Source organism: Paenibacillus jiangxiensis (genome assembly GCF_046098255.1).
In the GTDB taxonomy this organism is placed as follows: Bacteria; Bacillota; Bacilli; order Paenibacillales; family Paenibacillaceae; genus Paenibacillus; species Paenibacillus jiagnxiensis.
Genome location: NZ_JBJURI010000033.1, coordinates 61,447 through 72,288, shown reverse-complemented (window position 1 = coordinate 72,288; position 10,842 = coordinate 61,447). Strand labels below are relative to the sequence as shown.

Sequence of the window (10,842 nt, the reverse complement as noted above, 5' to 3'; positions counted from 1 at the left end):
CTTTTACAATAATGAACGGTTGCAGGCAAAACTAAACGGCCTCAGTCCCATTGAATTCAGAACCAAGGCCGCTTAGTGATCTTTTATTTTTTGTACTGTCTACTTGACGGGGTGCAGTTCACATGCGGACTCCCTTTTTCTGTTTTATGCCATCAGCGCAGCAGCAGTCCCACCAATAATGGCGCGCTTGCCAATGTAAATACGGCGGCCAGCACCATGGAGATGCTCGAAATCGTGCCGGTCAGCGAGCTCAGCTCGAACGCCTTCGAGGTGCCGGTGCCGTGAGCTGCCGTACCGAGCAGAACACCGCGCGCGATCTCATTCTCAAAGCGGAACAGGCGCAGCGTAAGCGGCCCGACGACCAGCCCGCTCAGTCCGGTCAGGATGACAAAGACGGCCGTAATGGTCGGATTGCCGCCAATGGTCTGCGATACGTTCATCGCAATTGGCGTTGTAATCGAGCGGGGAATGATGCTGTTCATGAGCGACGCATCCAGATGCAGCCAGCGGGCCAGCAGCAGCGAGGAAACGACGGCGATCAGGGAGCCGCTCAGCACGCTCGCTACAATTTCGCCGGAATGCTTTTTGAGTACAGGAAAATAGCGGTGCAGCGGGATGGCGAAAGCGACCGTGGCCGGCTGCAGCAGCAGGGAGAGCCAGTGTCCGCCCTCATTGTACATGCTGTAAGATACGCCTGAAAGCATAAGAATGAGAATAATAACGGCAGGTGTGATCAGCAGCGGGGACAGATATACTTTGGGCAGCTTCCGGTACATTTTTTTGGCCAGCACATAGATAGCGATGGTCAGGATAAGACAGAGAAGCCCGGTCATGAAGCTTTCCGCTCCTTTCCTTTGGCAATGATCGTGGCAACAAGGCCGGTAACGGCCATGACGATAAACGTTCCTAACAGCACAATGAGCAGAATGCTCATGCCGTTATGCTCAAGCATAGGCCCGTAGTCCATAACACCCACCGCCGACGGAATGAAGAACAGCAGCAGCTCGGCCAGCAGCCAGTTGGCTCCGGCTTCTATCCAGCTTAAGCGGACCACACCGGTCTGCAGCAGAATGAACAGGATCACCATGCCGATGATGCTGCCCGGCACAGGCCAATGCAGCCAGTTTACCAGTGCGTTGAGCGCGGCTGAGAAGGCGAGCAGCAGGGCTATTTGAATCACGCTGCGCAACATGGTTTTCATAAACCATCGCTCCTTGTTTTTAAAAGTTGGTATGCTTTATGGATCAGGATTCCTTTGAGGGAATCGATTCTTTTTCATACTGTATTGAAATTTTACAACACATGTTTTCATGGGTAAAATGCATATTAAGAATGTTTTGCATTCCAAATAGCTATAGTGCTTTCTGGAAAGGGGTACCCATGGATATCCGGCATTTACAGTATTTCCTGGAGGTGGCGCGGCAGCGGAGCTTCACGAAAGCGGCCCAGTCCCTGTTCATCACCCAGCCGACGATCAGCAAGACGATCAAGGGGCTTGAGGATGAGCTTGGTGTTGTGCTGCTGGACAGGATCGGGAAAAGAGTCGAGCTGACGGATGCGGGCCGTGTCATCGAAACGCAGGCGCAAGATATTGTGAAAGCCTTTCAAAATCTATCCTCAGAGCTGGGGGATTTGATGAATTTGCGGAAAGGTCATATCCGGATCGGTCTGCCGCCGATGGTCGGCTCCAGTTTTTTTCCTATGGTCATCGGTGAATTTCACAAGGAATACCCGGATGTCACGCTGCAGTTATTTGAGGACGGAGCCAAGAAGGTGGAGATCGACGTGGCTTCGGGCGCTTTGGATATCGGGGTCGTCGTGCTGCCGACGGGATCGGATGTATTCGATTCTTTTTCATTTGTGAAGGAAAAGCTGAATCTGCTCGTGCACCCGGAACATCCGCTGGCGGGTAGAGCCAGGGTGGCCCTAAGTGAGCTTGCAGAGGACGCCTTTATTCTTTTTCAGGAAAATTTTGCGCTTCATGACCGCATTATTGAGGAATGTGTGCGGGCCGGCTTTCAGCCGCGGGTGGTGTATGAGAGCTCGCAGTGGGATTTAATATCGGAGATGGTAGCCGCCAAGCTCGGCATCGCGCTGCTGCCGGAAACGATCTGCCGAGACATGGACCCGAGCAGAGTCAAAGTCATCCCGTTGACCGACCCTGTCATTCCCTGGCATCTGGCGATGATCTGGCGCAAGGACCGCTATCTGTCGTTTGCGGCGCGTGAGTGGATTTCCTTTACCCAGTCCATGCTCCGGAAGAGCAGCCGGGAAAGCGGCGAATAATGGAGAGCAAGGGGGAGAACGGCAGAAAAAACCGCTGTCTCCCGGACAGCGGCTTTCATTATTTTAATTCAAGGGCGGGCGGAGGGCCGCAAGCTTGGCTCGGGTGTATACATCCAGAATCCGGTCCACCTTAAGCGACTTGTCCAACACACGATCGTCTTTAAGTCCATGCTGATTTGCCATCTGATTCAGTTCTCGACGTTCTTTCTCCAACAATTGCTCCAGTTCTTTGAGGTTCACAAGGGCACCTCCTCATAAGATGTCATGCTTTTACGCTGGTATTGATAAAAACATGTACATTATGCTTATCGGCATTTTATCATCAATTTATAATATTTTACCATAACTTATATCATTTATTTTAATTTCTTTTTAATAGAGATCCTATAATTACGCTCGCGAAGGGTGGCGCTCCGATCAGATCGCCAACCCCGCTCTTACGTTCATTCGGGGAGATCGGGCAGCTGCCGGATGTAGCTGTCCGACAGCTGCAACAGCTTTAATGCGCACTGATACTCGCTCTGGCTGAGTGCTCCCCGCTCCTGTACTTCTCCGCCGCGCAGGCTGTAAAAATGCCCATCCTCATAGCGAGCTCCCGGAATAAACAGGGTGTGGTCATTCAATACGGTGCCTGAAGGCAGATAATAGCGCTGCGGCAGGAGATTCGGTGTTGACGCTAGCAGGTTCTGGCCGAAATACGGCTGCCCCTGCAGGGAAATGCCGAGCAAATGAGCTGCAGTCGGCAGGATGTCAACCTGCCCGCCTGTGCGGGCAAGCTGCCGGTGCTGCAGAATACCGGGAGCGGTTATAATAAGCGGGACATTGATCATATCCGCGTTCCGGTATTCGCGGCCGTATATTTCATTCATGAGCGCCTGATCGTCTCTGTTCAACGAGTATACGGGCAGACCCTGATGATCGCCATAAATAAAGATGATGCTGTTATCCCATACGCCGTTTTTCTTCAAGTCCTCAAGTGAACAGACCCAGGGCGTAATCGGCATAACTTAGAGCGCGGAGACCTCTTCTCGGAAAATGATGCTTGCGGAAAACTATGTTAAACAATCATGGAGCAGTTTGCAAAAGCAGGACGGGGCACAGCTGTTCAGCCTCGTCCTTATTACCTTTATAATTTGGTGAATGTCTCACTTATTTACCCGTTTTTTTGAAAATTCATCACCCTGGCGTCCATCTGAAACCAGCTGATTCATAACCGCGCATGGACACAAGCGACTTTAGTCGTGTGAGGAATTGCGCTCGGTATAGGGGCTACCCATCGGTAGCTCGTAAGCCGAAAGCTCCATGCTTCCTCCTTTCATCATGAAGATTTAACCATTGTTCACTGGGGCATATGTTATATTGAATGCAGTGAAAATGCTCGCCAAGACAACCAAAGCCTATCGTGTAGCATGTAATTATCTTTCCGCTATGGTACTTCAAACGAAAGAATTAAATCAGCGTACACTCAATGACTTGTATTATCAAGAACTTCGAAGTCGTTTTAGTCTGAAAAGTCAAATGGCGCAATCGGTGATCAAAACCGTCATCGCTCGCTATAAATCTGCTCGATCCAACGGGCACGATTGGAACTTGGTCAAATTCAAACGACCTGAATATGATCTGGTATGGAATCGAGATTATTCTTTGAACGATGATCGGTTTAGCGTTAACACACTGGACGGGCGAGTGAAGCTCCGCTACAAAAAACAAGGAATGCAGCACTTCTTTGATGGGACATGGAAGTGGGGTACGGCCAAACTCGTGTATAAGCACAGGAAATGGTTCTTGCATATTCCCATGACCAAAGAGTCCTCTGAATTAGAATTGACGAAGGTCAACCACATTGTAGGCATTGACCTGGGAATCAACTTTCTTGCGACAACCTACGATAATCAAAGCAAAACGACGTTTTATCCTGGACGAACGATGAAACACAAACGAGGTCAGTATAAAGCTTTACGTAAACAACTTCAGATGAGACAAACCCCATCGGCCCGTAAGCGACTCAAGCAGATCGGTTCAAGAGAAAACCGTTATGTTACCGATGTCAACCATCAGATAACGAAGGCACTCGTTGAAACGTATCCGGAGGGTACTCTTTTTGTGATCGAAAATTTAAAGCATGTTCGTTCGGCAACAGAAAAGGTATGTATTCGCCATCGATATGTGTCGGTTTCCTGGGCATTTCACCAATTCCGCGAAATGTTAGAATATAAAGCTGAACTGAACGGACAGCGAGTCATTGCATTAGACCCTAAATATACTTCTCAAACCTGCCCAAAATGTGGACATACTGAACGAGCCAATCGAAACAAAAAGACGCATACTTTTGAATGCCGAACCTGTCACTATCGTTCGAACGATGACCGAATTGGAGCAATGAATCTGTATCGCAAAGGAATCGAGTACATCGGTACAGTTACAGCAGGAGTATAACTCTTGTTGTAGGGGCGAGGTCAACCGTCCTGATGTTCCAACACGCTAAGGTAGGAGCACTGTGAGGTGCGTTTGCACTACCGGTTAGGAATAAGTCTAAAAGGCTTGTGCGAAGCGCAAGCACTGTCTACGAAGCAGGCAGAGACAAGCTCGTGACTTTAGTCATGAGTTGCTGACTTGGATCACTTACGTTTTCCCCGCAGGCATGGTAAAGTGAAAGGATAAAGACCGGAACGGGTGATCCCATGAAACCGAGAGCAACGGTTCATATTTCAGTAAGGCCGCTGGTTGAGTATGTATACCGGAGCGGCAGCATTATACCCGGGTTTCGTTCCGCTGGCAGCATGCAGGAAGGGACAAGGGTGCATCAAAGCATTCAGGCGCAATATAAAGAGACAGATAGGAAGGAAGTGCTGCTAAAGGCGGAGCTTGTTTACGAGGATATTCTCTTCCTGGTGGAAGGACGCTGCGACGGTCTTATCGAGCTGGATGGTGTCCTGACGGTTGATGAAATCAAGTCCTTCGCAGGAGCCGCCGGAGAGCTGGAAGGAGACGGGCTGCCTGTGCATTGGGCTCAGGCTATGCTGTACGCTTATATCATTGCGAAAGATGAAGGTTTGCCTTCCATGCAGGTCCAGTTGACTTACGTCCAGCAGGAGAGCGGGGAGACCAAGCGCTTCCGGCGGCAGCTTTCGCTGTCAGAGCTGGAGGATTTCGTCCACTCTCTGCTTGAGGCATACGCGCCTTATGCGCGTCTCCTGGCGGATCACAGGGAGCGCAGGGATGACAGCATCCGTGCGCTGGAATTCCCTTTTGCGCAGTACAGGGCAGGGCAGCGCAAGCTGGCGGGCGCGGTGTATAAAACGATCGCCGAAGGCGTGAATCTGTTTGCAAAGGCGCCGACCGGCATCGGCAAGACGATATCCACCCTCTATCCGGCATTGAAGTCGGTGACGGAGGAAGGAATGCAGCGGATTTTTTACCTGACTGCCCGTACCACCACCCGCGCCGGGGCAGAGGAAGCCTTTGCCCGGATGCAGCGTCATGGCCTGCATATTCATGTCATTACTCTGACAGCCAAGGATAAAATTTGCTTCAAGGACGAGAATCGCTGTGATGCCGGGGAATGCGCCATGTGTGATGGATATTATGACAGGATCAATGGTGCGGTATTGGACATTCTAGGCAATGAGACGATCATGACCCGTCCGGTTATAGAGGTCTATGCCCGCAAGCACAGAGTATGTCCTTTCGAATTTTCTCTGGACGTAGCCTATGCCTCAGACGCTGTGATTTGTGATTATAACTATGTGTTCGACCCCCGAATCTCCCTGAAACGTCAGCTGGAGGAGCATAAGCGGAAGAGCGTGCTTCTGGTAGACGAGGCGCATAATCTGGTGGAGCGCGGACGTGACATGTATTCGGCGGAGATCGGCAAAGACGCTTTCCTGGAGCTGAAGAGTGTATTCAAGACGGTGAATCCGGGGGTTGCCGCCGCGGCCGGTACAGTAAACACTTATTTCATTAATCTGCGCAAAGCTTTGAAGGAATCCGGTTATGAGGTCTCCGAGGAGCAGCCTCATGAGTTTATCGAACTGCTTGCTTCCTTTGCGGGGGCAGCTGAGCGAGAGCTGCTTGAGCCCTCAGGAGAGGATGCCGAAGCGCAGGCATTGCTGCTGGACACCTACTTTGCCGCGCAAAATATGATCCGGATCTCGGGCTTGTATGATGAACATTATGTCACCTATTCGGCGGACACGCGCGTGGACCTGACCACGAGGCTGTTCTGCCTGGACCCTTCCGGTCTGATCGCTTCCGCTGTTAAAGGTTACAGATCTGCTGTCTACTTCTCGGCCACGCTGACCCCGCTCTCTTATTACCGGGACATGCTGGGTGCGGGAGAAGACGACTATACACTGCATATTCCGACCCCGTTTTATCCGGAGCAATGGGATGTCCGCCTCCTGCCGCTTTCGATACGCTACCGGGACCGCGAGCGTTCAAGGGGACCGATTGCCAACATGCTGGAGACGCTCGCGGCGGAGAAGAAAGGTAACTTGCTCGTCTTTTTCCCGTCCTATCCTTATTTAAGAGAAGTGGCCGAAGAGTTTATGAGCCGGGATACGGACACAGAGATTCTGGTGCAGAGCCCGGGGATGCGTGAAGAGGAGCGTGATGCTTTTCTGGCTGCGTTTCAGCCTGGCCCGGAGAGAACGCGGATGGGGTTTGCGGTGCTGGGAGGAGTGTTTGCCGAAGGTGTTGACCTGCCCGGAGACCAGTTGAACGGTGTGGTCATCGTTGGAGTAGGGCTGCCGCAGATCGGCGCAGAGCGCGATATTCTCCGCAGTTATTTCGAGCGTGCAGGTAAGAACGGATTTAATTATGCCTATGTATATCCCGGCATGAACAAAGTGCTGCAGGCCGGAGGCCGGCTGATTCGGACGGAGGCGGATGAAGGGGTACTCGTGCTGGTGGATGACCGGTTTGTGAAGGAGCCTTATGCTTCGCTTCTGCCGGAGGAGTGGAGACATTATCGATTTTCGGGCAAAGGAGCGGGAAGGATACAGGATGAATTTTAATTTTCATAACGACTCTATTCGCGGGATTCTCCGCAACCTTGGACATGAAGAAGCGGATATATCGGATATTGAAACTTTCCTGGCTTTTGCCAGACTGGCGAACGGGATTTTCCGCGAAATGAACAGTGATCTGGCCAAGCGTGGAGCCTCTCAGGGCAGGGTTATCGTTCTTAGCCTTTTGTCCCGGAGTGCTCCCCATGATATGACTCCTTCGGAGCTGGCGCAGCTGGCCGATGTAACACGCGGAACGATGACCGGGTTAATCGACGGGCTGGAACGGGACGGGATGATTGAACGGGTGGCGCACAAGGGCGACCGGAGAATGGTGGCAGTTCGGCTGAAGGAAGACGGGCAGGCTTTTCTGGACGATATTCTTCCTTATTACAAGAATTTGATTAAGGAGCTGCTTTTCGATTTTACGGAGGAAGATCATGAGATGATGAGGCAGCTCCTCGCGAAGATGAAAACCAGCTTTGACCGGATATGGCAGGTTCCCGAGTGCAGAGGGCTGGTCAAGGAAGAGCCGCCTGAGAAATAGCCTGCTACTTTATATTCTCATATACGGCAAAAAGACGGTGTTTTACCCAACTCCAAGTATGTCCCTAAGGTAAGCGTGGTGGAATAGACAGAAAGCATCGGAGAACCCAGCCAAGACCTTGGTTTATCCGAGGTTTGATTGGGCTCTTGGCAGTCACGTCAGTAACAAATAAGGTTTAAACACGGATGCGGGGGTTATTTCTGTTCAGCATTCTTTCGGACGGGTCTTCCTGTTCTGAAGCCTGCTTTGTCCGGCCTTTCGGTCCCGGAGGAAGCAGTTGGATTACACGGCTTGCCGTTACCGGCTCAAGCGGTGCCTGCAGCATGGTCCATTCGGCCGCTTTATCCGCTGCGGCGCGCTGCTGCATAAGGCGCTTGGCAACCTCATAACATTCGTCAACATGCCGGTTGCCAATCACACGCATAGCCGTGAAACTGAGCGTGGCGGCCAGCCCCTGGCCCAGGATGGGCACAAACTTGGCGGCATGTTTGGTGGCGAAGCGCAGGCCCAGCTTCTGAAGCAGATGCAAAATGATTTCTTTTGTTACGACACGCCCGATCAGGCTGCTTCCCACAGAGGTGATCAATCCGTATACCATGGACTTGGTTTCCGCATCCAGGCCGGACAGGTCCCTTTCAGACAGACCGAATTTGGCGTTAATAGCAGGCAGCAGCTGCATCAGAATGCCGACATCCGCGAAGACATCCGCACCTGGGAGCGGAATGAGAGCCGTCCCGCCTGAAGCGACAGCCCGTTTCATTACCATGGCTCTGCATTCCTGCCGGACGCGGTCCAGATCCTCAACCGTAAGCAGTGTCATTGTCATTCCCCTTTCAAGGCCCTGAGGCCCTTTTTTATTAAGATAACTTGCAGCCCTGATCCTTTCGGAGTTCTGCAAAAGCTCAGGTTTTCAAGCAGACCGTGTGTCTGGCGAAAATCTAACGGGTGTAGAAGCTGCTATTTCCCGAAAAAAAGGCCTTTTCAAATTCTAACGGTCGTGATTGACGTTATTTTCCTTAATCTAGGCGAAAATGCCCTGGGCAAGCGAAATAGGCGACATGGCAACCGCAATAATTTGAAATCAACGTTTTTGGAACCAATAGCGGTTGTGGCAACCGTTAGAACAGTTTGGTGGTCAGAAGTGCACCCTGTCAGATTTGCTGCAACGCTACTGATGCGATAGATGGTAATACTAAATAAATATTTAAAAGATGCTAAACCTATGTGTCGAAAAGTGATGGCTTATTAAGAAATTTAAGTGGCATAGCGGCAAAATTTTAATTCATCAGTGGTGCCGCGAAGCGGCATGAAAGTCTGAAATCTTAACAAATTAGGTGAACATGGCTGCCAAACAGGAATGGATGCGTTTTCCAGCAGGTTCGAGTTTACTGTAAACGGCAGATGCTTCATAATGGGTTCTGACTTGCATATTTGCGCGAAGGAAGGAAGAGAATTACATATGACGCTGAAAAACGTATATTTCAACCATGACGGGGGCGTAGACGATCTCGTTTCATTGTTTATGCTGCTGCAAATGGAGGATGTGCGCCTGACAGGCGTTTCCGTCATTCCGGCGGACGGTTATTTGGAGCCGGCCACGGACGCCAGCCGCAAAATTATCGACCGTTTCGGAGACGGGACCATCGAAGTGGCCAAATCCAACTCCCGCGGTAAAAACCCTTTCCCGGCTGCCTGGCGTATCCATTCGTTCTATGTTGACGCCCTGCCGGTACTGAATGAGTCGGGCCGCATGGATGCACCGCTGTCCACGCTTCCCGCTCATCGCCATCTGATCGAAAAGGTTCGTGAGACGGAAGGGAAGACCGTGCTGCTTTTTACCGGACCGCTGACTGACTTGGCGCGTGCCCTGGATGAGGCGCCTGATATCGAGGATAAAATCGAGAAGCTCGTCTGGATGGGGGGAACCTTCGAAAGAGGCAACGTTGAGGAGCCGGAGCATGACGGTACTGCAGAATGGAATGTGTTCTGGGATCCGGAAGCTGCGCTGCGTGTATGGCAGAGCGGGCTCGAAATCGATCTGGTCGCGCTGGAGAGCACGAACAAGGTGCCGCTCACTCCTGCTGTGCGCAGACGCTGGGCGTCGGAACGCCGCTACGAAGGCGTCGATTTCCTCGGGAATTGCTACGCAGGGTGCCCACCGCTCGTTTACAGCGAGACCAATTCCACCTATTATCTGTGGGATGTGCTGACGACAGCTTCTGTCGGCCGACCTGATTTGGTGCGCAAGAAAACAGTCAACTGCACGGTGATCCCCGACGGGCCAAGCCAGGGCAGAACAGTTGCTGTGGAAGGCGGCCGTCCGGTTCAGCTGGTGTACGACACTGAGCCTGAGGCTTTCTTTGACTATATGACTAGCCTTGCGAAAAAAGCGGCTCCACAGCGCTATTAGTCCTGCGGCCCAAGGGGGCTGGAAACAACAGGGAGTTGCTTCTTTTGTCCCTTGTTGAATGTGAAAAGCAGGACCCAGTTCATCAATTTTCGACATATTGTTCGTCTTTCACGCAGAAAAGTTACATTTGTCGTGCCGCGGGTTGCCATTTCACGAAAGTTTATGTATAATTCAAGTTGTTGGTGTTGTAAATGTACGGTAGTCCTTGATGAGGGTGGGTTCATGAAGCTGCTGGACAGTAATGAGAGTAAGAAACGCTTATACCGGATTTACAATGATATTTCGAAGGATTTGTTCGGATTCGGCACCACGCTGTTGCGGGCAACCGTTGACGACAATCTGATTACCCTCGTTGCGAAGCATCGGCGTTCTCCGCGGTCTGAAGCCTTGGAAGGGGAAGCCCCCGGCTTGAAGCTGGAAGTGGATTTCCGTATGTCCTTGCTCTATAAGAAGAGACTTCGCGAGAAGCTGGAAGAAGAATTAGGGCTTGATATCGAGGTCCTGCTCCGTGATTATGATACAGGGACCCAATGGGCTGTTACCAATATCATGCTCAAGTCATCCTGAATAACTGCATAGTCGGCTTGTCGCCT

At 51.4% G+C, this 10,842-nt stretch carries 12 protein-coding genes; 7 read left to right on the top strand and 5 right to left on the bottom strand.

The genetic code is table 11. The features are described 5' to 3' along the window. A partial coding sequence (locus ACI1P2_RS25895) for an IS3 family transposase (protein WP_355324935.1) occupies positions 1-76 on the top strand: 76 nt, incomplete at its 5' end. Between the two features lie 76 nt (positions 77-152). Here ACI1P2_RS25895 and ACI1P2_RS25890 read toward each other — a convergent pair. Further along, positions 153-833, bottom strand: coding sequence for a CidB/LrgB family autolysis modulator (locus ACI1P2_RS25890; RefSeq protein ID WP_355324917.1), 681 nt, complete (start codon positions 831-833; stop codon positions 153-155). Further along, entirely contained in the window at positions 830-1,201 is a 372-nt protein-coding gene (locus ACI1P2_RS25885) for a CidA/LrgA family protein (protein ID WP_355324914.1), read from the bottom strand. Before ACI1P2_RS25885 ends, ACI1P2_RS25890 begins: the two co-directional genes overlap by 4 nt. Positions 1,202-1,380: 179 nt before the next feature. On the opposite strand from ACI1P2_RS25885, the gene cidR reads away from it, so the two are divergent. Next, the gene (gene cidR / locus ACI1P2_RS25880) at positions 1,381-2,286 is read left to right on the top strand and encodes a cidABC operon transcriptional activator CidR (RefSeq protein ID WP_355324911.1); all 906 of its coding nucleotides are present in this window, start codon (positions 1,381-1,383) and stop codon (positions 2,284-2,286) included. A 63-nt stretch (positions 2,287-2,349) separates the two neighbouring features. Here cidR and ACI1P2_RS25875 read toward each other — a convergent pair whose 3' ends face one another. Together ACI1P2_RS25875 and ACI1P2_RS25870 are read right to left on the bottom strand one after the other, a co-directional pair. Then, positions 2,350-2,526, bottom strand: a complete 177-nt coding sequence (locus ACI1P2_RS25875; RefSeq protein WP_355324909.1) for an aspartyl-phosphate phosphatase Spo0E family protein — start codon at positions 2,524-2,526, stop codon at positions 2,350-2,352. A gap of 203 nt (positions 2,527-2,729) precedes the next feature. Then, positions 2,730-3,290: a sulfatase-like hydrolase/transferase gene (locus tag ACI1P2_RS25870; protein ID WP_355324906.1), complete on the bottom strand. Its 561-nt coding sequence runs from the start codon at positions 3,288-3,290 to the stop codon at positions 2,730-2,732. A 370-nt stretch (positions 3,291-3,660) separates the two neighbouring features. On the opposite strand from ACI1P2_RS25870, the gene ACI1P2_RS25865 reads away from it, so the two are divergent. From ACI1P2_RS25865 to ACI1P2_RS25855, 3 genes are all read left to right on the top strand, one after another. Then, positions 3,661-4,722 carry an RNA-guided endonuclease InsQ/TnpB family protein gene (locus tag ACI1P2_RS25865; protein WP_355324932.1) on the top strand — a complete coding sequence of 354 codons (1,062 nt, stop codon included), beginning with the start codon at positions 3,661-3,663 and terminating at the stop codon, positions 4,720-4,722. 245 nt (positions 4,723-4,967) lie between these two features. Then, entirely contained in the window at positions 4,968-7,301 is a 2,334-nt protein-coding gene (locus tag ACI1P2_RS25860; RefSeq protein ID WP_355324903.1) for an ATP-dependent DNA helicase, read from the top strand. Next, positions 7,291-7,839, top strand: a complete 549-nt coding sequence (locus ACI1P2_RS25855) for a MarR family winged helix-turn-helix transcriptional regulator (RefSeq protein WP_355324900.1) — start codon at positions 7,291-7,293, stop codon at positions 7,837-7,839. The genes ACI1P2_RS25860 and ACI1P2_RS25855 overlap by 11 nt, the downstream gene beginning before the upstream one ends. Before the next feature lie 175 nt (positions 7,840-8,014). On the opposite strand, the gene ACI1P2_RS25850 is transcribed toward ACI1P2_RS25855, so the two are convergent. Continuing rightward, positions 8,015-8,659, bottom strand: coding sequence for a hypothetical protein (locus ACI1P2_RS25850; RefSeq protein ID WP_355324897.1), 645 nt, complete (start codon positions 8,657-8,659; stop codon positions 8,015-8,017). Between the two features lie 639 nt (positions 8,660-9,298). On the opposite strand from ACI1P2_RS25850, the gene ACI1P2_RS25845 reads away from it, so the two are divergent. Both ACI1P2_RS25845 and ACI1P2_RS25840 read left to right on the top strand, forming a co-directional pair. After that, positions 9,299-10,249: a nucleoside hydrolase gene (locus tag ACI1P2_RS25845; RefSeq protein WP_355324894.1), complete on the top strand. Its 951-nt coding sequence runs from the start codon at positions 9,299-9,301 to the stop codon at positions 10,247-10,249. Positions 10,250-10,471: 222 nt separating this feature from the next. Next, on the top strand, positions 10,472-10,816 hold the full coding sequence (locus ACI1P2_RS25840) for a DUF2294 domain-containing protein (protein ID WP_355324891.1): 345 nt from the start codon (positions 10,472-10,474) through the stop codon (positions 10,814-10,816). The last annotated feature ends 26 nt before the right edge of the window (positions 10,817-10,842 follow it).

Coding starts and splice junctions, on each gene's coding strand:
- ACI1P2_RS25865 (WP_355324932.1), top strand. CDS start 3,661: ATGCTCGCCAAGACAACCAAAGCCTATCGTGTAGCATGTAATTATCTT.
- ACI1P2_RS25890 (WP_355324917.1), bottom strand. CDS start 833: ATGACCGGGCTTCTCTGTCTTATCCTGACCATCGCTATCTATGTGCTG.
- ACI1P2_RS25870 (WP_355324906.1), bottom strand. CDS start 3,290: ATGCCGATTACGCCCTGGGTCTGTTCACTTGAGGACTTGAAGAAAAAC.
- ACI1P2_RS25855 (WP_355324900.1), top strand. CDS start 7,291: ATGAATTTTAATTTTCATAACGACTCTATTCGCGGGATTCTCCGCAAC.
- ACI1P2_RS25885 (WP_355324914.1), bottom strand. CDS start 1,201: ATGAAAACCATGTTGCGCAGCGTGATTCAAATAGCCCTGCTGCTCGCC.
- ACI1P2_RS25845 (WP_355324894.1), top strand. CDS start 9,299: ATGACGCTGAAAAACGTATATTTCAACCATGACGGGGGCGTAGACGAT.
- ACI1P2_RS25860 (WP_355324903.1), top strand. CDS start 4,968: ATGAAACCGAGAGCAACGGTTCATATTTCAGTAAGGCCGCTGGTTGAG.
- ACI1P2_RS25840 (WP_355324891.1), top strand. CDS start 10,472: ATGAAGCTGCTGGACAGTAATGAGAGTAAGAAACGCTTATACCGGATT.
- ACI1P2_RS25850 (WP_355324897.1), bottom strand. CDS start 8,659: ATGACACTGCTTACGGTTGAGGATCTGGACCGCGTCCGGCAGGAATGC.
- cidR (WP_355324911.1), top strand. CDS start 1,381: ATGGATATCCGGCATTTACAGTATTTCCTGGAGGTGGCGCGGCAGCGG.